At 34.8% G+C, this 23839-nt stretch carries 25 protein-coding genes; 15 read left to right on the plus strand and 10 right to left on the minus strand.

Annotation, left to right across the window (positions count from 1 at the left end; genetic code table 11):
* The 9 genes from C1X07_RS19280 to C1X07_RS19325 all read left to right on the plus strand — a co-directional run.
* A partial coding sequence (locus C1X07_RS19280) for a hypothetical protein (protein ID WP_206604256.1) occupies positions 1-1266 on the plus strand: 1266 nt, incomplete at its 5' end.
* Positions 1267-1312: 46 nt separating this feature from the next.
* A complete protein-coding gene (locus tag C1X07_RS19285) occupies positions 1313-1969 on the plus strand; it encodes a hypothetical protein (protein WP_241507292.1) in 657 nt (218 codons plus the stop codon).
* 19 nt (positions 1970-1988) lie between these two features.
* Positions 1989-4130, plus strand: coding sequence for a DUF7933 domain-containing protein (locus C1X07_RS19290; RefSeq protein ID WP_103071679.1), 2142 nt, complete (start codon positions 1989-1991; stop codon positions 4128-4130).
* A gap of 718 nt (positions 4131-4848) precedes the next feature.
* Entirely contained in the window at positions 4849-5994 is a 1146-nt protein-coding gene (locus C1X07_RS19300) for a gliding motility-associated C-terminal domain-containing protein (protein ID WP_103071681.1), read from the plus strand.
* Positions 5995-6173: 179 nt separating this feature from the next.
* Positions 6174-7715 carry a hypothetical protein gene (locus C1X07_RS19305; protein WP_103071682.1) on the plus strand — a complete coding sequence of 514 codons (1542 nt, stop codon included), beginning with the start codon at positions 6174-6176 and terminating at the stop codon, positions 7713-7715.
* 358 nt (positions 7716-8073) lie between these two features.
* Positions 8074-8622 (plus strand): ClpP family protease, encoded by a 549-nt coding sequence (locus C1X07_RS19310; RefSeq protein ID WP_103071683.1) that lies wholly within the window; start codon positions 8074-8076, stop codon positions 8620-8622.
* Positions 8623-8666: 44 nt separating this feature from the next.
* On the plus strand, positions 8667-9392 hold the full coding sequence (locus tag C1X07_RS19315; RefSeq protein ID WP_103071684.1) for a M15 family metallopeptidase: 726 nt from the start codon (positions 8667-8669) through the stop codon (positions 9390-9392).
* Positions 9393-9444: 52 nt separating this feature from the next.
* Positions 9445-9942, plus strand: coding sequence for a CAP domain-containing protein (locus tag C1X07_RS19320; protein ID WP_164914204.1), 498 nt, complete (start codon positions 9445-9447; stop codon positions 9940-9942).
* Positions 9943-10216: 274 nt separating this feature from the next.
* Entirely contained in the window at positions 10217-10984 is a 768-nt protein-coding gene (locus tag C1X07_RS19325; protein ID WP_103071686.1) for a M48 family metalloprotease, read from the plus strand.
* A gap of 58 nt (positions 10985-11042) precedes the next feature.
* Here C1X07_RS19325 and C1X07_RS19330 read toward each other — a convergent pair whose 3' ends face one another.
* Positions 11043-11426, minus strand: a complete 384-nt coding sequence (locus C1X07_RS19330) for an ankyrin repeat domain-containing protein (protein WP_103071687.1) — start codon at positions 11424-11426, stop codon at positions 11043-11045.
* A 211-nt stretch (positions 11427-11637) separates the two neighbouring features.
* Positions 11638-12021, minus strand: a complete 384-nt coding sequence (locus tag C1X07_RS19335) for an ankyrin repeat domain-containing protein (RefSeq protein WP_103071688.1) — start codon at positions 12019-12021, stop codon at positions 11638-11640.
* A 312-nt stretch (positions 12022-12333) separates the two neighbouring features.
* Between C1X07_RS19335 and gpmI the strand changes: the two genes are divergently transcribed.
* The 6 genes from gpmI to C1X07_RS19365 all read left to right on the plus strand — a co-directional run bounded on the left by gpmI (position 12334) and on the right by C1X07_RS19365 (position 17105).
* Positions 12334-13857: a 2,3-bisphosphoglycerate-independent phosphoglycerate mutase gene (gpmI, locus tag C1X07_RS19340; protein ID WP_103071689.1), complete on the plus strand. Its 1524-nt coding sequence runs from the start codon at positions 12334-12336 to the stop codon at positions 13855-13857.
* A gap of 60 nt (positions 13858-13917) precedes the next feature.
* Positions 13918-14466, plus strand: coding sequence for a thioredoxin family protein (locus tag C1X07_RS19345; RefSeq protein ID WP_103071690.1), 549 nt, complete (start codon positions 13918-13920; stop codon positions 14464-14466).
* 3 nt (positions 14467-14469) lie between these two features.
* Positions 14470-14934, plus strand: a complete 465-nt coding sequence (locus C1X07_RS19350; protein ID WP_241507293.1) for a RidA family protein — start codon at positions 14470-14472, stop codon at positions 14932-14934.
* Positions 14935-15050: 116 nt separating this feature from the next.
* Complete coding sequence (gene map, locus C1X07_RS19355; RefSeq protein WP_103071691.1) at positions 15051-15869, plus strand: type I methionyl aminopeptidase; 819 nt, start codon at positions 15051-15053, stop codon at positions 15867-15869.
* Positions 15870-15919: 50 nt separating this feature from the next.
* On the plus strand, positions 15920-16687 hold the full coding sequence (locus C1X07_RS19360) for a class I SAM-dependent methyltransferase (protein ID WP_103071692.1): 768 nt from the start codon (positions 15920-15922) through the stop codon (positions 16685-16687).
* 223 nt (positions 16688-16910) lie between these two features.
* The gene (locus tag C1X07_RS19365) at positions 16911-17105 is read left to right on the plus strand and encodes a hypothetical protein (protein WP_128755329.1); all 195 of its coding nucleotides are present in this window, start codon (positions 16911-16913) and stop codon (positions 17103-17105) included.
* 24 nt (positions 17106-17129) lie between these two features.
* Here the strand turns inward: C1X07_RS19365 and C1X07_RS19370 are convergent, their stop codons facing one another.
* The 8 genes from C1X07_RS19370 to C1X07_RS19405 form a co-directional block, all read right to left on the minus strand.
* Positions 17130-18125, minus strand: coding sequence for an FAD:protein FMN transferase (locus tag C1X07_RS19370; RefSeq protein WP_103071694.1), 996 nt, complete (start codon positions 18123-18125; stop codon positions 17130-17132).
* Between the two features lie 6 nt (positions 18126-18131).
* Positions 18132-18509: a Na(+)-translocating NADH-quinone reductase subunit F gene (locus C1X07_RS19375; protein WP_103071695.1), complete on the minus strand. Its 378-nt coding sequence runs from the start codon at positions 18507-18509 to the stop codon at positions 18132-18134.
* A 51-nt stretch (positions 18510-18560) separates the two neighbouring features.
* On the minus strand, positions 18561-19364 hold the full coding sequence (locus C1X07_RS19380) for a DUF4846 domain-containing protein (protein ID WP_241507294.1): 804 nt from the start codon (positions 19362-19364) through the stop codon (positions 18561-18563).
* A gap of 91 nt (positions 19365-19455) precedes the next feature.
* Positions 19456-20166 (minus strand): NADase-type glycan-binding domain-containing protein, encoded by a 711-nt coding sequence (locus C1X07_RS19385; RefSeq protein WP_103071697.1) that lies wholly within the window; start codon positions 20164-20166, stop codon positions 19456-19458.
* 117 nt (positions 20167-20283) lie between these two features.
* Entirely contained in the window at positions 20284-21591 is a 1308-nt protein-coding gene (nqrF, locus tag C1X07_RS19390; RefSeq protein ID WP_103071698.1) for an NADH:ubiquinone reductase (Na(+)-transporting) subunit F, read from the minus strand.
* Position 21592: 1 nt separating this feature from the next.
* Positions 21593-22309: an NADH:ubiquinone reductase (Na(+)-transporting) subunit E gene (gene nqrE, locus C1X07_RS19395; RefSeq protein WP_103071699.1), complete on the minus strand. Its 717-nt coding sequence runs from the start codon at positions 22307-22309 to the stop codon at positions 21593-21595.
* Between the two features lie 78 nt (positions 22310-22387).
* On the minus strand, positions 22388-23080 hold the full coding sequence (locus C1X07_RS19400; RefSeq protein ID WP_103071700.1) for an NADH:ubiquinone reductase (Na(+)-transporting) subunit D: 693 nt from the start codon (positions 23078-23080) through the stop codon (positions 22388-22390).
* Between the two features lie 3 nt (positions 23081-23083).
* A complete protein-coding gene (locus tag C1X07_RS19405; protein WP_103071701.1) occupies positions 23084-23839 on the minus strand; it encodes a Na(+)-translocating NADH-quinone reductase subunit C in 756 nt (251 codons plus the stop codon).

Genomic DNA, 23839 nt, shown 5'->3' on the forward strand with positions numbered 1-23839 from the left:
GCAGGAACTAACGGAACAGATGGTGCGACTGGAGCAACGGGTGCTACAGGTGCAACCGGAGCAGCAGGAACTAACGGAACAGACGGTGCTGATGGTGCGACTGGAGCAACGGGTGCTACAGGTGCAACCGGAGCAGCAGGAACTAACGGAACAGATGGTGCTGATGGTGCGACCGGAGCAACGGGTGCTACAGGTGCAACCGGAGCAGCAGGAACTAACGGAACAGATGGTGCGACTGGAGCAACGGGTGCTACAGGTGCAACCGGAGCAGCAGGAACTAACGGAACAGATGGTGCTGATGGTGCGACCGGAGCAACGGGTGCGACCGGAGCAACGGGTGCTACAGGTGCAACCGGAGCAGCAGGAACTAACGGAACAGACGGTGCTGATGGTGCGACCGGAGCAACGGGTGCTACAGGTGCTACAGGTGCAACCGGAGCAGCAGGAACCAACGGAACAGATGGTGCGACCGGAGCAACGGGTGCTACAGGTGCAACCGGAGCAGCAGGAACTAACGGAACAGATGGTGCGACCGGAGCAACGGGTGCTACAGGTGCAACCGGAGCAGCAGGAACTAACGGAACAGATGGTGCGACTGGAGCAACAGGTTCTATAGGAGCAACAGGTGCAACCGGAGCAACAGGCCCTACCGGAGCAACAGGTGCTACTGGAGCAGCAGGTGCTACAGGTGCAACCGGAGCAGCAGGAACTAATGGAACAGATGGTGCGACTGGAGCAACGGGTGCTACAGGTCCTACCGGAGCAACAGGCGACCCAGCAACAAACATTGTTACTAACTTAACGCAGAATACAACAACAGGAGTAATAACATACACTAATGAAAACACTCCTACTGCAGATGTACAAACAGCTAATGTTGTAAGTGGAAATACAGGTAATGAAATTACTATTGGAACAGATGGTGGAGCCTTCTTTGCTAGTCCTATTAAAGCAATGGGTAAAGTAGCCGGTAATGGTACTGCTTTTAAAATATTAAATGCAACAGTCACTAGGATTAATGAAGGTGACTATCAAATAACGTTCACATCCCCAATGCCAGATGATAATTATATTATCCAACTTGCAACACTTGATTGTGGAGGTGATTGTCCTGGTAATACGGGGGCAGATTATGATGACCCAGGTATTACATACTATGACCAGTTTACTACTGGATTTAAAATTAACATTGGAGACAGTGACAATGGGGCTAACCAAAAAGACGATATTGACTTAGAGTTTATGTTTACAGTATTAGACTTTTAAAACCTACTTATTAGTCATTAAAAAAACAAGTACGAAAAAGCATTAAATGGAAAAAAAAATTATTATAGTTTTACTCTTTATCCTACCTATTGGTGTATACTCCCAAATTGGAACAGGAGATGCTAATGCATTGATGGGACTACCATCAGCCACTAACTTAGCCGAAATAAATGCTATTGTAAGCCCGCAAATAGGTTCAGTAGTTTACAACTTGGCAGATGAAAAAATGTATCGTTACACTGGAGTTACCAATGGATGGCAAACAGCTTCAGATGACCAGGAAGATTCTGAAGTAAATTTGACAACACCAATTGATGTTGATCAGGCTGGAGAAACTACTCCAACTAATGAAACAACTGTTCAAGAAGTAATACAGGCTATCGCTCCTATTACTTCGGCAGCTGCAAGAGTATTCTACCCTCCATCCATTGAAGTTTCTGTAGCAACTAACGGCACTTTTACTTTGGACTTATATGCTCAATATACAGCTCAATTTTCATCACCTACTGCATCAAGTCCAAGTGCGCCTTCGATACCAGTATATGCTGCAAATGAATTATATTATTATGTTACTTATGCAGATCCTTTGGTTTTTAACACAGGAACAATGAGCATTGATGCTAATGGAGTTTTAACATACACAGTAATTGATCAACCTTTAGATTTTAATTCATTAATTAATGTTGTGTTTGTGGTGAAATAAATTAATATTATAAAAATTGATGGGCAAATACCTACATATTAGATTTCTTATTACAATTATCACTATTGCGGCTAGTAATTTTAGCACTTATGGTCAAGCGTTGATTGAAATTGAAGTTAACTGGCAATCATGGTCTTCTGAAAACCGAGTTACTTTTAGAAATCCTTCAAATGTAACAATTAGCCCAACTATCTGTAATCCTTTTGATTGTTTCAATGGCTCTTCAAACACTTCATATAACAACATAGGAACTCCGCAGGCATATGCAAGTGTTCCTTATGGCACAGGATATTCGTTACTATTAGAAGACACTTATGGTGACGGCTGGAATGGTGCGGGAAGTTATGTTCGAGTATATCAGGATGGTGTTCTAATTCTAGAGTCATTCCCTAATTTTTTCACAAGTACTACTATATCATTCGATATTATTCAACCAACACCGAGAGTAGATATTAATGATATTTCAGTCGATGAAAACGCAGGAACTGCTACTTTTACAGTAACACATACTGGTGTAGGTACTGCTGGTGGCTTTACTCTTGATTATACCACAGCTGACAATACAGCAAATTCGGGTACTGACTACACCACTACAAGTGGAACATTATCTTTTTCTGGAACTATTGGAGATACAGAAACTATAATCGTTTCTATTTTGGATGACATTAGTATAGAAGGTGATGAAACATTTTTTATCAATTTTTCTAATGTAAGTGATCTTTCTGTAGATATTAGCGATCAAGGCACAGGTACTATAGTGGATATTGAGATCGAAAACCCTAGACCATATGAGGAACGTTTTGCTGTTAATGTACGAGGTAATTTTGATATGATTGGTAATACTAATCTTATCTGTACCGCTAATTGTCCGGGAACTCCAACATCTAATAACCCTACGGTTGTAATGGGTTACGCAAGTGTAGATGGAACCACTATAAACTCTAGTAGCGCTAATTTTACCCTACCTGCAAGCGCAACTGTAACTTGGGCTGGTTTATACTGGGGGGGTACTTACAACTCTACATTCGGAGGAATAACAAACCCAGACCCCTCGTTGAGCTTACAACAAGTACAATTTAGAGAACCTGGTGCTGGCGGATACACTACTATTGATGCTAGTATCACTAATATAGAAACTACTACTTTTGCAGGATGGAATACATTTATGTCCTATGCAGATGTAACTTCTATTGTCCAAAGTTCAGGTTCTGGAACATATACGGTTGCAGATATACCATTAATGACAGGTAGTTCTTTCACTGGACCATATGGAGGATGGACTATGGTAATAATTTTTGAGGATCCCGCAGACATAACTCGAAGTGTAAGTATCTGGGATGGTTTTGATTTTTTTGGATTTGGAGCTAATGATGCATTTACTGTCACTGGACTCCTAACTCCCTCTACAGGGGCGTTTGATACAGATGCAGGGTATTTTGGCTTTGATGGTGAAGCAAATCAAATTGGAGATTTTGTCTCTATAAATGGAACAGCTCTTTCAAATGCGCTAAACCCAGCAAATAACACCCTAAATAGTACGATATCCAAATTTGGAGTCGATATTGGAGGAAGAAGCCCTAATCTAAGTTTTAACTGGGGAATGGACATAGATATGTTTGATGCCACTGGTCTTGTACCTAACAATGCTACTACCTTAAATGTTGGCTTAGGGAGTGCAAATGAAGGAATATGGGGAGGAGTTTTTGCAGTTTCTACAGAAGTAGCATTCCCAGCCGTTGCCAGTAAGAATTTTTCTCCTACTACTATAGGTTATGGTGAAGAGTCTACAGTCACTATTGTATTAGACAACCCATCAACCGGTGTAGATCTCACTAACCTGTCGCTTACAGATAATCTCCCTTCGGGAATGAGAATTTCGACATCTCCTGATGCCGGTACCTCTTGTGGAGGAACAATAAACGCTATATCGGGCTCTGATAATTTTACTATCTCAAATGTAAATTTACTTGCGGGTAACTCTTGTACTTTTACTTTTGATGTAATAGGAACAGAAATAGGAAATCTAATGAACACAGTTTCATCTGCTGATATTTCTAATGACCAAAACATCCCTCTTGCTGGCACAACAACTGGAATACTAAACGTAATTATAAGAACAATGATTACCAATAGACGAATAACTTATCGAGTTACCAACTAAGTAACTCAAAAATATTTTGAATTACGTATCATAATATTACTCTTATATCTATAATGTAAAATCATATTATTCTAAACCTTAAATTGATTTAAACAATTTGGTACAACAGCATACAAACATCCCCCCTCCCCTTTAAATTCTAAAACACAAATTAACACAACATTTTCTATTTGCGTTTCAACCCAAACATTAACTGCAAAACAACTATTACTCAAAATCTTAACAAGAATATAAAAAAGGACTTCATACCCAATTTGGATAGAAATTTTAGTGAAGTTAAGCAGTTTAGTATGCCAAAACTGTTTCAATTTATACACCAATACATATTTCAAAAATATTGTAGTAAAAAACCTACAAAGATAAAGTTGAAATTTCCAAAAGAGGCGAAAACCATAAAATACTGTAAGTTATACAGTTGTAATTCGACTCATAAACCATAAAAACATGTACGATTTCTTCAATAACAAGAATAAAATTAACATAATTTTAAAAGCATTTAATTTATTTTCATATGTTTGTACGTCAAAATGTTTATTTTTTACTAGTAAGTAAAATCATCTTTTACGAAACAAATGCACTTTAACCATAAAAAAATGCATTTTATCGATATTTTCATGCAATTTATCGTAAGTAAACTTGATTTTGTCTCAAAAAATAATATATTTGCCATAACATATTTACTGTAAAACCATAACAACAGTATACCCCTAATATAATTATGGAAAAATTAACTCTTATTACCGCCTTCTTTCTTGCTAACATTGCAATAGCCCAGCAAGCTTTTCACAACTATGGAAATATCCAGATTCACGATCAAGGAGAAATTGGTTTTCATACTGATTTGATCAATGATGGAACTTTCGACCAAAACCTAGGTCTTGCAGGCTTTTATAATGCTTCTGGAGATCTTAATGTATCCGGAGATTCACGCCCTGTTTTTCATAACATGGAAATTGATGTAGTTGATGATTTATTTCTAGATGTAGCAGTTGGTGTAAACAATTTTCAAGAATTTGTAAATGGACGAGTTCAGACACCTAGAGATCAAAACACAATTTCTTTAGATTATATAAGCGATGCTCCTTATTTAGGTGAAAATGATGATAGATATGTAGATGGATATGCTTCTATTACCGGTTTATTAGATTTCACTTTCCCTGTAGGTGATGACTTCAGATTACGCCCAATGCGTATTGAAAATCAGGCTGCAACTAATACTGCACGCGGTGCCTACTTCTTTGAAGATCCTAATTCACCCAATTTTTTTACTGAAAATTTTGATACTAACAATTTTAGCAATGTATTATTTGGTGTAAGCACTTTTGAGTTTTGGGATTTGGACGGTGATATTGAAACCAGAGTAACACTTACGTGGGACGATAACAGCAATATACCAACTCTTGTTGATGATTTACAAAATCTTAGGGTTGTAGGATGGGATAAAAACTTAAATCAGTGGGTTAGCCTAGGGAATGCCGAAGTATCTGGAGATTTAAATAGTGGAGAAATCACTTCTGAACTAATGCTACCTGACAACTATACTATCCTTACTTTTGGTACATCAGATATTTTATTGGATGGAGATATCGAAGTTTACACAGCATTGTCTCCTAACGGCGATGGGATTAATGACACTTTTATTATACAGGGTATTGCCCAATTTCCTGACAACGAACTAACCATTTTTAACAGATGGGGTGTCGAAGTATATAACAAAAAAGGATACGACAACTCCTGGGGTGGTATTTCTGAAGGTAGAGCTACAATCGCCAAAGATGAGAAACTACCAGTAGGAACCTACTTCTATATCTTAAAAATTAAGGGAGAAAAAGATCGCTCTGGATATTTATATATAAACATGTAATCCTCTGTATAGTAATCTCCTACCCTATCAGGATCATTAGTTACGATTAACTTCAATATTCTTTTTACTCACAATTTTAAAAACAAATTATAGAGCAAACAAAATAATAAATAGTTAACTTTCGAATTATGTTAAATCATTTTATATAATGGATAGCACTAATCTAAACTATTAATTAAATGAAAAAAATAGTACTCTTCCTATTTATCTTCCCTGGAATTATTTTTTCTCAGCTTGATCAATATTCTGTAATGGGATTACCTACTGCTGCTACCAATGTAGAAATGAATGGTGTAACGGGTGCAACTACTGGATCAATTTTATATAACCTCGAAGAAAGTAAAATATTTGTTTTTGATGGCACAAACTGGGTCGCTACTACAAATGATAACTGGTTAGTAAATGGAAATACAGGATTACCAACTTCTTCTTTCTTAGGACATATAGATGATGTCAAAATGGAAATTCGATCTAATAATTTACCCTTATTACAGTTTGGTAGAAGACAAACTTTAGGGCTAACACAAGGATTCCCTGATTATACGGATAACGACCAACCGATGGTACATGTTAACGGAGATGGTAATACATCCGCTATTCAATTTGCTGCATCAGGAGCTTCATTTTATAAACCAATGTTTTTTACAACAACAAACGGAAGTTTTAGACTAAAGGGAAGTACTGGGGGAACAGATTTATTTGAAATAGGTTCTGCTGGACCTGCTAATGATGGAAAACTAGAATTTATAATTGGTGATGATGGTCCTGAACCTATTGTTTTTAAAAGATATGATTACAGGCGTGGGCAATTTCATCGAGAATTTTTTAGAGTACAAGGAAGTAATGGTACTGCTGATGCTACAACTAGATTTGGAATCAATCTTAATCCTCAGGAAGTTCCAGTAGATAGTGATTATGACGATCCTACAACAGGTTATAATGTTGCAAATTCAACTTTACAACTAGAAGGTTCTTTTTCGACTTCAATACTTAGTACTACCGGAAATCTAACATTAACCGAAAACCACCATACAATACACATTACTGGTGCACATAATATCACATTACCAAACGCTAACACTTGCCAAGGCAGAACCTATATTTTAAAGAATAGCACTAATGCTAATAGAACAATAAGTACTTACAGGGATCTGACCAATTCAAATCAAACTACCATCTTAAGTGAATCTGTGTTGTGGATAAAAAGTGACGGCACACTCTGGCAGCAGATTAATAGTAATGGATCAGGCTCTTCTACAGTATCAGTTGACCAATCTTTTGTATGGGCAGGTCAAGTAAATGATAATGACATACACAGTAATGGGACTTTACAGGTAAATCAAACTAGAGCTGATACTGGGTGGAGTTTTGCTAACCCTAGTACAATAAGTTATACAGGAAGCCCTGATCATGTAAGAATAGATCTTATGGCCGTTGCCAATAATACTGGAAATCATTGGGCACATCCTCATATAAGAGTGTTTAGGAATGGAACTCAAATAGGTGAAGGTAGTGGTCTACATATGGATGATAGTGGTACCTACTCTGGTAGAACGACTACGGTTATAAGTATGATTGACCAAAACCCAGGAACAAATCCAGTCTATACATTTACTACATTAGAGGATGATAGTCGTACAATGAACAATGCCACAACTCCTAGTCTCTCTCCTGTTTCTTTGGTTGCCATTCAAAAAGTAACGGTCTCTCAATCAAACTAACAAGCATATTATCATAAAAAAGACAGATATCATAATTTTAGAATAGTCGTATAGATTCCAAAGTTTTTTAAAAACATGTTAAGAACCCAATCCCTACTTCTCTAAAAGATTAATTCTTCATTAAATACAAGATTAGATTCTAGCTAGATATACTTCTTTTAAAAAAGCTTAATTTAAAATTTTGTGAAATGCCAAATCGATATGATGTTTTTCTGCAAAAATAATTATACATTTATCTCAACGGATGTGAACAATTCTTAAAATAAAAAAACATACCAACTTATACCGTTCTAACTTACGATTATAAGAATACTTAGAACCATTACGAACAAATATAAAAGAATAAAAAACTATAAAGATGAAAGAAAAATCAGGAAAAACACAGGATCTGATTGATAAAAAATTTCTTGAAGAGCGCAGCGTATTCCTTTGGGGGCAAGTAGATGATAAATCTGCCAAACATGTCATTGATCGGCTTATGTATTTGGATATGGTAAGTGATAAAGAGATAAAATTATACATCAATAGCCCTGGAGGGTATGTTACCTCTGGGTTTGCTATGTATGACACAATTAAGAGTTTAAAAAGTCCGGTATCTACTATCTGCACAGGATTAGCCGCATCAATGGGATCAATCCTATTAAGTGTAGGCGAAAAAGGGCGTAGATTTATTCAACCTCATGCAAAAGTGATGATTCACCAACCTAGCGGAGGGGCAAGAGGGCAAGCTTCTAATATTGAAATTCAAGCTGCTGAAATCTTAAAAACCAAAGAATTAAGTGCCAAAATTCTAGCCGATAATTGTGGACAAGATTTTGACAAAGTACTGAAAGATTTTAATCGTGATTATTGGATGGATGCAAAAGAATCACTGGAATACGGAATTGTAGACGGTATTCTGGAATAATTCATTTATAAACGATCATGATTAATTAATCCAAGAGGGAACTTATGAAGAGAAGAAATTTTATAGGCGCTAGCGCGTTAGGAGTATTGGGGATTTCGCTATCTTCATTTTCTATGCTTCAATCAAAATTTTCTAAAGATGATTTAATGGGAAAAAGTGACCCCGCTTTATTTGGTAATGGATACAGCCTTCAAAAAGAAGCTTATGAGGCTTTTGTGAAAATGAAGGAGGAAGCATCAAAAAATGGATTTAAAATAAAAGTAGTTTCTAGTTATAGAAATTATGCCCATCAAAATCGTATTTGGGAGCGTAAATACAAAAAATTCACAAGTGGCGGATTATCCCCTATTAGTGCTATTAGAAAAATTGTTGAATATTCGACAATTCCGGGAACTTCAAGACATCATTGGGGGACCGATTTAGATATTGTGGATGGTAATGCTCCTCAACCCAAAGGATTGCTTCTTGCAAAAAATTTTGAAGGTAATGGTCCTTTTTGTAAGTTTAAAGAATGGATGGACAAATATGCAAACTCCTTTGGTTTCTACCTTGTGTATACCGACAAAGTAGACAGAAAAGGATTTAAATATGAACCATGGCATTATTCTTACGCACCTCTTTCTATACCAATGCTAAAAGAATATCAAAAACTTGATATCAATTCAGAATTAAAAAAAGCTAATTTGCTTGGTAGTGATTTTTTTACTGAAGACTTTATCGAACAATATATAACAGAAAATATATCTGATATCAATCCAGAATTATTATAGAGTCATATACTAAAACTGGATAACCCTAGTTATTTAATAAAACCCCATGTACATGAAAACCTCCCTAATAAAGTGTTTATTCGCTTTTGTTATTTTATCTAGCGCACTATCTTGCTCTAATGATGATAATCCTATAGACGAAAACTCAGAAGAAACCCCTGTAGAGGAGACACCTAGCGAGGTTTCTATTACAGATGAAATATTAAAATTAGTAAATGAATATCGCTCTGTGAAAGGCTTAACTGCTTTGATTAAAAATGAAACTGCGGAACAATTGGCTATTGACCATACGCGATATATGATTTCTAAAAAAAATATAAACCATGATAATTTTGATACCAGAGGTGACACTTTACATGAAAAAGAAAATGCTATCGCCTCTGCAGAAAATGTAGCAAGTTTCTATCCAGATGCTCAAAGTGTAGTAGCAGGCTGGATTGAAAGTGATGGACATAGAGAAAATATTGAAGGAAACTTTACCCATACTGGTATTGCAGCGATAAAAGATGAAAACGGAAAGTATTATTATACTCAATTGTTTTACCGCTAAACACCACATTAATACGATTACTTCATTCGTTATTATTTTTCTTAGCTACCCTAATCCCTAGAGGTGCTTCTATCCTTTTTTAACTAACGGATTGTTATGCATTACATTAGCAATAAGCTTTTGTAGTAACAAAACGATGAGAATAATCTTGATCTCAGTATCTATCACTTATCTACTCTAAAATCAGCGTTTTTCTCCACTCCTCAGGCTTCATTTAGTGCTTATTGTTATTTATTTTGTTAACTTTAAAGTTGATATTAAAATTACTTTCTAAATGAGACGCGGTGGTTTAAAAATCCGAATACTTGTAGGTCTGGCAATTGTAGCTTTTGCCTTTTTTAAGAAATGCAATAATAAGACTCTAAATCCCTACACAAATAGGGTTCAAAATATTAATATGACAAGTGATCAAGAGATTGCCATCGGTCTACAAAGTGCTCCCGAAATGGCACAGCAACATGGCGGATTATATCCGGATCAAAAACTACAGAGTTATATTGACATGATTGGCAATAAATTAGTCAATTCTAGCATGGCAAAACAGACTCCCTACAAGTATGAATTTCATTTGTTAGCAGACCCAAATACCATTAATGCATTTGCTTTACCCGGAGGTCAGATATTTATCACCTATGCCTTATTGTCGAAATTAGAAAATGAAGATCAAGTTGCTGGTGTATTAGGTCATGAAATTGGTCATGTTCTGGGTAGGCACTCGGCAGAAAGGATAGCAGAGCATGAGTTCTGGAAAACGATATCAACAGGCGCTTCTGTTGGTGCAGACGCAGGGGGGATTGTAAACAGTATTGGATCAAATGTACTATTAGGAAATGGACGTGGCGATGAATTGGAAAGTGACAAACTAGGAGTTTTATTTATGATCAATTCTGGGTATAATCCAGAAGAAATGATCGGAGTAATGAAAGTATTAAAAGCAGCTGCGGGACCTAATCGCACTCCTGAGTTTCAAAGTACGCACCCTGATCCAGAGAACCGTATTGAAAAAATAAAAGAAGCAATACAAGAATACAAAAAACAATAAAAAAAAGCTACCTGTAAAAACAAGCAGCTTTTTAAATTTGATTCCTAATCCAAAAGAACTACGACAGTTCCTCTAGAAGTGCTACGGCGTCTTTTGCATTAGATAATTTTGCAAATTTCATTGCCGTATACCCTTTACTATCCTTCGTTTTAATATTTGCTCCTTTTTCTATTAACATTTTCATGATTTCTGTACGATTATATCGCGCAGCATACATAAGTGGTGTCATTCCATCAGATTTTTGATTAACATCACTACCTAAATCAATAAGCTTTTTTACTGTTTCGATATCTCCTTTTACAATAGCCATACAAAAAGGACTTGTTTTATAAATGGCAAGATCATAATCATGACTATTATTAGTTGTCATTTCTACTTCTGTTGCAAAACTCATTGAGCTAATGCATACGATCGCTAGGGTAGCTAAAATTAATTTTTTCATAATAAATTTGATTTTTACGTTATTTGATTGACTTATATCTTATATGACTTCCCTACATCTCTTTTTGTTACACCTACTCTAAGAAAATAACAGAATTTTAACCTTTCTAATAAGTAAAAAAAAGACTTAAAAAGCAAGACCAAAAAACAACAAACCCACTATTCACAAGGGATAGTGGGCTTAAACACTTTTTAAGATAAATTCAAAAAAATTATTTTCCTTTAAGTTCTATTAACAATGCTTTAGCTTCTTTAGCACCCGATAATTCAGCATACTTGATTGCATTATAACCTTTACTATTTTTCATATTAATTTTTGCACCATTAGCGATTAAAAGTTTAATAATTTCTACTCTATTATAACGTGCAGCATACATCAAAGGAGTCATCCCTTCAGATATTTTATTGATCTCAGTACCTAACTCGACCATTTTTTTCACCATTTCATAGTCTCCCTTAGCAATAGAAATACAAAAAGGGGAGACATTAACAATCTCTGTCTTTACAACCTTATAGTTTTTTAGGTTTTTAACAGGCTCATTTGCAAATACAAGGCTAATTGCCATACACGCTACTAAAATTGATAATTTTTTCATTTTTTGCTTTTTATAAATTCATGTTGGTTTACGTAATGTCAATTTTTGACGCTGCAAATGAATTACATTATTCTTATAATGAATGACTGAATTATAAGAATAACTCATTTTTAACCTTCCCTACACAAATTCGTTAATGGTTTCATAAAAATGGAGATTCAAATGATGTTTATATAAAGAACAAATTACGATTGAATAACCCTCACTTTTTGTATGCTTATCAACGAAATTGTAACTTTGCGCCTTGTCTCTTTTTTTGAGACTTCGGATTAAACATTACAACCAACCAAAAACTTTTATTAAGAAAACATTATGAATAAAAAAGTAATCCTTATGATCTTAGATGGATGGGGTACATCTCCCGATCCTAAAGTATCAGCAATTGACCATGCAAATACTTCGTATATCGACAGTTTGTATACAAAATACCCTAACGCTTCATTACGTACTGATGGTCTTCATGTAGGATTGCCAGATGGTCAAATGGGAAATAGTGAAGTTGGACATATGAATCTGGGTGCAGGACGAATAGTTTATCAGGATTTGGCTAAAATCAATATCGCTGTCAAAAACAATACGATAAAAGATGAGCCTGTTTTAAAAAAAGCTTTTCAATATGCTAAAGAAAAAAGCAAAAACATTCATTTACTAGGATTGGTAAGTGACGGTGGTGTACACTCACATATTAATCATATTAAAGGCTTGCTAGATGCTGCGAATACTTATGATCTAGAAAATGTTTTTCTTCATGCATTTACTGATGGTCGGGATGTAGATCCAAAATCTGGAAAAGGACATATCCAAGATATTCAAAATCACATGTCAAAAACTACAGGTAAATTAGCCTCGGTAATAGGACGGTATTATGCCATGGATAGAGACAAGAGATGGGAGCGTGTTAAATTAGCATATGACTTGATTGTAAATGGTATTGGGGAGCCAAGTACAAATGTAATTGATACTATTCAAACAAGTTACGACAATGATATTACAGATGAGTTTATAAAACCAATAGCTATTCAGGAAAAAGGAGCTTCTGTAGCCACTATAAACAATGACGATGTTGTCATCTTTTTTAATTTCAGAACCGATAGAGGACGTGAGTTAACAGAAATGCTTTCTCAACAAGATATGCACGAATACAACACCCACAAACTCCCTCTTCATTATGTTACAATGACTAACTATGATGAGAATTTTGAGGGTATTGATGTTATTTATAATAAAGATAATATTACTGAAACTTTAGGTGAGATTATTTCTGAAGCTGGTAAAACACAAATTAGAATTGCGGAAACAGAAAAATACCCACATGTCACCTTCTTCTTTTCTGGCGGACAAGAAGAACCTTTTAAAGGAGAGTCCAGAATATTAAGAAACTCTCCAAAAGTGGCTACTTATGATCTAAAACCTGAGATGAGTGCATATGAACTTAGAGATGCACTTATACCCGAACTAAAAAAGGGTGATGTAGATTTTGTTTGTTTAAACTTTGCTAATGGCGATATGGTGGGTCATACAGGAGTAATGCAAGCAGCTATTGAAGCTTGCGAAGCGGTAGATCAATGTGTAAATGATGTTCTTACTACAGCGTTAGAAAATCAATACTCAACTATTCTTATTGCAGATCACGGTAATTGTGAAACTATGATCAACCCAGATGGCACGCCTCATACTGCACATACGACTAATCCAGTCCCTTTTATCTTGGTTGACACTGATAAAATTGAAGTAAACGATGGTGTTTTAGGAGATATCGCTCCTACTATTTTAGATCTTATGGGAATCAAAAAGCCGGATGCCATGACCCAAAACTCATTATTAAAAAGTACATAAATAATAAAGTTTGATCTCTATTCTATATATGTAATATATTACTGATTCAATTTAAAACACATGAGAAAAACACTTTTATTAACTCTTGCGGTACTTGCCCTATCATGTAATAGTACTTCTACAGTCGTAAAAAACAGCTCTACCCAACAAACAAAAGATGTGTCTAAACCAGAAATTTTAGTAGGAAAACAAGGTCGTGGTACGCTTGAGCAAGAACCATACAAAAGTTGGTTTAATAAAAATTATGAGAATTACACTATAGATACTAACACCATCAAACAATTATCTCCTTATTTAAAAGGTGTGACTATAAAAATATTTATGGGAACATGGTGCGGAGATAGCAAAAGAGAGACCCCTACTTTTTACAAAATACTGGACAATACCGATTTTGACTATAAAAATCTGGAATTAATAACAGTATCTAGAGAAAAAGATACTCCAGAAGGTTTTGAAAAAGATCTAAATATTATGAGGGTTCCTACCTTTATCTTTTATAAAGACGAAAAGGAAATGGGTAGATATGTAGAATTTGCCCGAGAGACATTAGAAAAGGATATTCTGGCAATCATTTCGGATAAATCATATAAACATTCTTATGAAGATTAACCCATGATATCTCCCAAAGAAAAACTAAAAGAGCTAGGAATCAAACTCCCCTCTCCTTCTGTTCCGGGAGGGTCTTATGCCTCTGTAAATATTAGAGGGAATATTGCCTATGTAGCTATCCAGTTTCCTATTCTTAATGATGAATCTTTGTACCAAGGCAAACTAGGAAATACCGTCACTACAGATCAAGGCTATGAGGCTATGAAATTATGTGCTTTAAATGTATTAGCACAGATAGACAAAAAAGTAGGGTTCGACAATATCGAAGGTCTTAATCATATCGATGCCTATTATCGATCTATTGAAAATTGGGATGACTCTCCTATAATAGTCAATGGAGCATCTGATCTGTTCTTAATGATACTAGGAGAAAAAGGAACACACTCCCGGGCAATTTTTGGAGTAGATAAACTTCCTCGTGATTTTTGCGTTGGATTAACATGCACATTTACTCTAAAAACGAATTAAAACGAGTATTAATATTTCATGATAAAGATCAAATCTTAAAATAGGAACCTTCAGTTGGGCAGAACAAGTATTATTCTTTGTAAATTTGCCTTCTTTTAATGCGGATTTAGAAACTTATGATTATTACCAAAACACGTGAAGAAATAGAATTAATGCGCGAAAGCGCGTTAATTGTATCTAAGACATTAGGAATGTTAGCTTCAGAAGTTAAGCCAGGCGTAACCACCCTGCAGTTAGATAAACTTGCAGAAGAGTTTATTAGAGATCACGGTGCTATCCCTGGTTTTTTAGGATTGTATGATTTCCCTAACACTTTATGTATGAGTCCTAATGCTCAGGTAGTTCATGGGATTCCAAACAATACTCCTCTTGAAGAAGGTGATATTATATCCATAGACTGTGGCGCAATTAAAAACGACTTTTATGGTGATCACGCCTATACATTTCCTGTAGGAGAAATCTCTGAAGACATAGAACGATTACTTCGGATCACTAAAGAATCTTTATATATCGGTATCGAACAATTTAGACTTGGCAATCGAGTTGGTGATGTAGGATACGCTATCCAAAAATTTACCGAAGAAGCCGGGTACGGAGTGGTAAGAGAATTAGTAGGTCATGGTCTTGGTAGAAAAATGCATGAAGATCCCGAGATGCCTAATTACGGTCGACGAGGTAGAGGTAAAAAATTTATTGAAGGCATGGTCGTAGCCATAGAACCAATGACCAATATGGGAACTCATCGTATTAAGCAATTACGTGATGGGTGGACTATTCTTACTGCAGATGGTAAGCCCAGTGCTCATTTTGAGCATGATGTTGCTATTATTGACGGTAAACCTGAAATTTTGTCAACCTTCAAATATATCTATCAAGCCCTGGGGATCGAATCAGATGAAGAGGATGCTTTTAGACAGGAATTACTAACAGTTTAGTCAATTTTGCTAGCTATTTTCTTAATTCATTATGCATATAGCTTTTGAAGATGAAAAAACTTTTTAAACTTATACTAAACACCATCCCTAGACCAATCTTAATTAGATTGAGTTATGTAGCGCGTCCTATAATTTCCTTCCTTTTAAAAGGAAAAACTTATACGGATCCAATAGACAACAAAAGTTTTTCTCGCTTTTTACCCTATGGGTATGGAAAACAAAGGGACAATGTTCTATCTCCTTCTACGCTATCTTTGGAACGACATAGGCTACTTTGGTTGTATTTAAAAAAAGAAACTAACTTTTTTACCGCACCTGCTAAAGTATTGCATTTTGCTCCTGAACAAGCTTTTTATAAAAGATTTAGAAAGCTAAAACATTTAGAATACACCACAACCGATCTTAATTCGCCTTTGGCAGATATAAAAGCTGATATATGCAACCTTCCTTTTAAAAATAATCAATACGACATCATTTTTTGCAATCATGTTTTAGAACATATACCTGATGACACTAAGGCTATGCAAGAGCTTTTTAGAATTCTAAAACCTGGCGGGATGGCAATTCTACAAATCCCTCAAGACCTAAATAGAGATATTACTTTTGAAGACGATACGATTACGGATCCCAAACAACGTGCTGCTATATTCGGGCAATATGATCATGTAAGAGTATATGGCAGAGATTATTTTGAAAAATTAAGAATTATTGGTTTTAAGGTAGAAGAAATAGATTATACTAATATCCTCATGAAAGAAGAGGTAAATAGGTATTGTCTGGCTCAAGGAGAAATACTTCCTGTTTGCTACAAACCATAATGCTTACAAATACTTCTCTCCCCTCCGTATTTAGAAATTTGATTCCTAACCTTTATAAAGTGATTATTTGATTTAACTGAATATTTCTAAATTCAAAAATAAAAGTAAAATATTCTCTTCAAAAAGAAGTTATATACTAGATTAATCATTAAAACAACATTTTTGCGCTCTTTATAACAACCCGAATATAAACCCTCTTATGTTCTCGAATATACTTCAAATCATGCCCTCAATTTTTAATATAATCTTATCGCACCAGAGCTATATTAAAGGTACTTCTAGTGAGGATTCATCTCCCGTACTTAATCATGATCATAGATTGTATTGGGTAATGGGACTAGGATTATTAAACATTATTTTTCTTGGAATACTTATTTATCAGAAGAAAAAGAAAGAAAAGTATAATTCTAAAAGATAAAAACTTGCGCTAAGGCGAGATATTTCAATCCCCAGGAAAACCATTTAATGAAAGTGTTTTCAACTGGGTATCTTTATCTTCATAAATAAAATATACTTTTAGTTCTGGGTGGGTTTTTAAGAATATTTTTGATCGTTCTAACCCCATAGACATTAACGCTGTAGCGTAGGCATCTGCTTTCATACAGGTATTTGTGATAACGGAGACAGCTAAAAGATTGGATTTTAAAGGATATCCGGTTTTAGCATTTAAAATATGAATATACCGTTCTCCATTCTCGTCTGTTTTATACTTTCGATATCCACCTGACGTTGCCATAGCTCCCTCCCGTAATGAGACTATTTTACTGTATGATTGTGTTCCATCAAAATTAGGGTCTTCTACTCCTATCCTCCAAGGCTTTTGTTTGACAAGGTTACTCCCTTTACCTCTAATCTCACCGCCAATTTCAACTAAATAATTCTCAAAGCCTTTACTTTCAAGAAATTCTGCAAAAACATCTACACCGTATCCTTTTGCCAAAGCATTAAAATCTAAATATGTTTTTGGATCATTCTTTAATATCTTATTTTCTTTAAGTATTACTTTTGGCAAACCAACTGACCATAACAAACTATCAATTTTAAGGCTATCTAAAGAGACTATTTTTCCTTTTGGACCAAAATCCCATGCATTCACCAAAATACCTATAGTTGGATCAAAAGCTCCGTTTGTCTCTTTATATATCTGTTTTGAAGTTGTAAATACCTTTCTAAAATGTTCATCTACAATAATTGCACTATCCCCTTGGTTAATTCTTGAAATATCAGAATTAGGGATATACGTAGACATCGACATATTAATAACCTTAATTATACTATCATAGGAGCTAGAAAAATCCTGTTCTGAGTTATCAATAAATTGAACAGAAAAAGTAGTTCCAAAAGCCTTCCCGTTGGTATAGTTAAGATGCAATTTTGGATTTTCTTTACAAGAAATCAGCAATCCTATTGCAATCAATACAACAATTCTCTTTATCATAATTATCTAATTCAAATGCGTTTCTATAACCTGTAATCCGGCATACTCAAGAATATATTCTTCGTTTAACAACAAAGGTTTACCTGGATCTACAGGGTTTTGCAAGCCAACTCCAGCAAAGAATATTTTTGCTTCCTGTTCTCTAGCATGTTTTTTAAAAGCTTCCATCCAGATTACATCATAATTATGTGGATTATCCGGGTAAGAAATCGCCTTAACCAACACAAAATATCTTTGATTAGATTTATCTATACATACAAATTGTGGGTGTTTGCCTAAAGTGCTATTAATAGCAATAAACTCGAAACCTTTTTCTTCTAATTCTTTCCCAACTATGTTCATAGCCAGGTTATGTAATTCTTGTTTGGTAAGTGTTCTTATCATAGCGCTGCAAAGATACAATCAAATGATAAAATCAGAATTAAGAATGTTCGATTATTTAAACCTTATAAACAGCGCTTTATCAAAATAATAACTAGGCGTATAGACGGGCTGGGTTTCATCAAATTTATACCAGGGAGAGATCGAAGTATCTTCAAAATTTTTGAGTAAACACACATTTTGAGCCGGTGTATTTCCTTGAGCCAAAAGAAACATCTTGTCTCCTGTGTTATTTACAACTTCATCAATAATAATCTCGATATGTCCTGGAAAACCAGGCTTAACCAACATATCACCAATTCGTAAATCTTTGACCGAAACTTTTTTCAACTCACTAAACATAGATGACGTACCTGCATAGGTATATATAAGATTGAGATATTTATAGAAGTTGCGTTTTGAATTATCAGGTGACGCAGTTTTATGAAAAGTAACCTTATTCCCCTTTATTTTGGGTCTATATCCTTCTGCATATTTTTTCCAGGAGCAATAATGCCCTGATGTAAAGTTAAATCCGATTTTATCCTTTCGATTATGCTCCCATAAATACTCAGATCTCATTCTCATTAATGCATCTGCACACTGTTGCAACCCATTGGCAGGCACAGGAACTTCTAAAATTGCGTCATGCCAATCTTGAGCAAAGTATTCACTATTGTCATAGTTTATTATCTTACTTCCGTATGGTTTCAGTTTATAGTTTCGAAGGTATTCCTGAAAAGAATTTTCTTTATACTTTACTCTAGAAAATCCTTCAGGAACAAGCACTCTGGTAGATACTGAATCCCCAACTGCATTTATATAATTAGGATCAACAACCATATTGGTTACAACTCCTTTTACGTGATTGGTAACCATCTTACCTTTTTTTGTATTGATTACTATAAAAAGTAAAATAATCACCCCAACAAGAATTAACAGATACCTTTTCATAAAATTATACTTAGCATTAATTCTTTACTTTTTCATATTCTTCAGGAGAATAGGCTTTTATGAGCTTATCGATTTCATAAAAACTTATTTCTGAAACACAGGTATCATTATACAGTGCTCCAATATTATCAACTTCTGTAATTTCAAATTCGATAGCCACAAAATCATTATATGCCATATTCTGAATATAGTTTTGACTGATATCAATATATTGTGGAGAAATCGGGACTTTTGATAAAGAATCTTTTCTGAACCTTACACCTTTCCATTCATCAATCACATATTCTGAATTCATCTCTACGCCTATAGTTCTGATAGTAATATTAGCAACTCTATTATTCCTATACCAAGTTTGTTTAGATTTCAAATATCCTGGAACTATTCTAATTACATAAGGCAAAGCATTCTTATCTTTAAAAGTAATTTTGATTTTTTCTCCTATACCAGCATCCGAACGACCTTCTACCCAAGCGGTATGATCATTACCATCTACAAGATTACTTTCAGAATAATTTTGGTTTTTACTTCGTAAAACACTAGAAGTCTCGCTCGTATCAACTTTTAACCCCTTTAATGTGTATTTATTATAAAAAGCACCATCAAATTCAACTATACTATTCAAAGAGTCCTTAGTTATTTTTATGTTTTGCGAAAACAAAGACTGACCGATCATAATGATTACAAAAGAGCTGAGTGCTGATAAAAATTCGTTTTTTAATCTATCCATAATTTATCGCTATATAAAAAGCTTAGGGGTTCAAAAATAAAAAAACCGGTATAATTACTTATACCGGTTTATAGTGAAATATTTACATCTTTAGTGTAAATACTGTTGAATCAAATATTATCCACCAAAATCATCGAATCTTATGTTTTCATCTGGGATACCAAAATCTTCTCCCATTTTCTGAACTGCTTTATTCATTAATGGTGGTCCACAGAAATATAATTCAATATCTTCTGGAGATTCATGATGGTTTAAGTAATTATCAATTACACAATTATGTATAAACCCAACAAATCCATCACCTTCTGCATCAATATCGCTTTTAACTTTCCAGTTATCCTCTTCCATTGGTTCTGATAATGCTAGATAAAACTTAAAATTAGGGAAGTTTTTCTCTAAATCGTAGAAGTGATCTAAATAAAATAATTCTCGTTTAGAACGACCACCATACCAATATGTCACTTTACGCCCTGTTTTTAAAGTCTTAAATAAATGATACAAATGAGAACGCATTGGAGCCATACCTGCTCCACCTCCAACATAAAGCATTTCTGCCTCAGAATCATTGATAAAGAATTCTCCATAAGGTCCAGAAATAACTACCTTATCTCCTGGCTTCTGAGCAAAAATATATGATGATGCTACACCAGGATTTACATCCATCCATCCATTTTTGGATCTATCCCATGGTGGAGTAGCGATACGAACATTAAGCATTATCTCTCTTCCTTCAGCAGGATAAGAAGCCATTGAGTAGGCTCGCTCTACTGTTTCTGTATTTTTCATCACTAATGGCCAAAGCCCAAACTTATCCCATTCTGCCTGAAATTTATCAGGAGTCTCGTGTTCTTCTGGGTGTGCAGTTATATCAATATCTGCATACTTAATCTCACATTGAGGAATTTCAATCTGTATGTACCCTCCAGCTTTATAACCCATATCTTCAGGAATTCGAACTACGAATTCTTTTATAAAAGAGGCTACATTATAGTTACGTACTACTTCTGCTTCCCATTTCTTAATCCCAAATACTTCTTCTGGAATCTCGATATTCATGTCTTGCTTTACCTTTACCTGACACGCCAAACGAGCTCCATGTTGCAATTCTTTACGGGAGAAATGAGGGGTTTCTGTTGGCAATGCTTCTCCTCCTCCTTCTAATACGTGACACTCACATTGGATACAAGTACCACCACCTCCACAGGCTGATGGTAAAAATATTTTTTGATTCCCTAAAGTAGACAATAACGTACCTCCAGAAGCAACTTCAATTTCTTTTTCGCCATTAATTTTGATCTTTACAGGTCCAGATGGCAGTAATTTATCTTTTGCAAATATTAGGATTCCTACTAAAACAAGAATCAGCACCAAAAACGAAATAATGGTTATCGCTATTGTTCCAGCGGTAGATGCTAAAAATATCATATTATTTAAGTATTATAACGTTAGTATTTTCGGCTACTTCTTTTGTAGTCTCTTCATTTTCTATTTGAGCTGCTTTGGTTTCTTTTACCTCTTCTTCATCTCCTCCTGTTAACATTCCTCCAAAACTCATAAAACCAATTGCCATTAGCCCAGTAAGGATAAATGTAATCCCTAACCCTCTTAAAGGCGCTGGCACATTAGAATATCTGATTTTTTCGCGAATCGCTGCAATTGCCAGAATTGCTAAAAACCATCCTATCCCCGATCCTATACCATACACAGCCGCATGAGATATTGTTGCAAATTCTTTTTGTTGCATAAATAAAGATCCACCAAGAATCGCACAGTTTACCGCTATCAAAGGCAAAAATATCCCTAAAGAGTTATATAGTGATGGCGAAAATTTTTCTACTATAATTTCTACCAGTTGAACCATAGTTGCTATGGTTGCAATAAATAATATAAAGGTTAAGAAGCTTAAATCATAGTCTGCATATTCTGGTCCTAACCATACCAAAGCCCCTTCTCTAAGGATATATTTATCCAATAAGAAGTTTAATGGTACTGTAATTGCTAAAACAAATATTACTGCAGCTCCAAGTCCTACGGCAGTAGATACTTTTTTGGATACTGCCAGGTATGAACACATTCCTAAAAAGAATGCAAATACCATATTATCTATGAAGATTGATTTTAAAAATAATTCTAAATATTCCATTTTTTATCAGTTTTTAGTCGATGGTTGATCGTTGATAGTTTTAATACTGTCAACTATCTAATATCAACTGTGAACTCTCTAGTGATCTTCTATTAATGCTTTATTTTTACTTCTTTGGATCCAGATAATGATACCCACAGTAATTAATGCCATAGGGGCTAATACCATAAAACCATTATTTTCATAGCCTAAAGCATATAGTCCAGTTTTTTCAATTGGATCTCCTAATACTTTCGCTCCAAATAATGTTCCTGATCCTAATAATTCTCTAAAGAAAGCTACAATAATCAATAGAACTCCATATCCAGCTGCATTACCAACGCCATCAAGAAATGATTTCCACGGACCATTACCCAAAGCAAAAGCTTCAAAACGTCCCATGATAATACAATTGGTAATAATCAATCCGATAAATACAGAAAGTTCTTTACTTAATGTATAAGCAAAGGCTTTTAATACTTGATCAACTACAATTACTAAAGCCGCTACTACTACCAACTGAACAATAATTCTAATTTTAGAAGGGATGATATTTCTCATTAGAGAAATCACCACATTTCCTATTCCTAAAACAAAAATTACAGAAATCGCCATAACGATAGATGGCTTTAATTGTGCTGTTATTGCTAATGCAGAACAAATACCTAATACTTGGATAGTAATTGGATTATTATCTGCTAGCGGATCTGATAATAGTTTCTTATTTTTCTTAGAAAACAAAGGTTCTTTAGGCTCTTTTGCTTTAACTTTTTCTTCTGTTACTTCAGCCATCTGTTATTTTTTTAAAGTTTCGAAATAAGGTTGATACATTTTTATTCCTTTCTTTACCATTGCTGTTACACCATCACCAGTAATGGTTGCTCCAGCCATAGCATCTACCTCATTATCACTTTTATCTACATTTTTAGGATCTGCATTTCCTTTTTTAACGGTAATACCTTTATAGTTTCCTGATCCGTCTAATATACTTTCTCCTATAAAATCGTCTCTAAAATATGCTTCTTTAATATTTGCTCCCAATCCAGGTGTTTCTCCTTTATGGTCAAAAAATGCTCCTTTCACAGTTTTAAATTCCTTGTCTAAAGAAACATATCCCCAAATCGCATCCCATAAACCATTTCCTCTCATAGGTACTACGTAGAACTCTTCTCCATCTTTATTACCAATAAACAATGGTAATTTTCTAACGTAATTAGCATCTTGTTTTACCTTGTCATTTTCCTTTTTCACTTCTATACCAAAAGCATCAGCCGTTTTCTCTGCTGTGTTTCCTGTAATGATATACTGCTCATCACCAACATACTTATCAAACAATTCTTGAGCTTTTTCTGCAGGCACAAATTCATTAGGATCTTCAACATCAGTTACTCCCATCGCAAATAAAATATTTTGCTGCTTCTCTGTACGCTTATTCGCATCAATTCTACCTTTCAATGAAGATGCTGTAAATGCCAACAATGAGCCAACAACTACCACCATTGCCACGGCAAATATTATTGTATACGAATTCTTATCTGTATTAATTGCCAT

The organism is Aquimarina sediminis (assembly GCF_002895435.1).
Lineage (GTDB): Bacteria > Bacteroidota > Bacteroidia > Flavobacteriales > Flavobacteriaceae > Aquimarina > Aquimarina sediminis.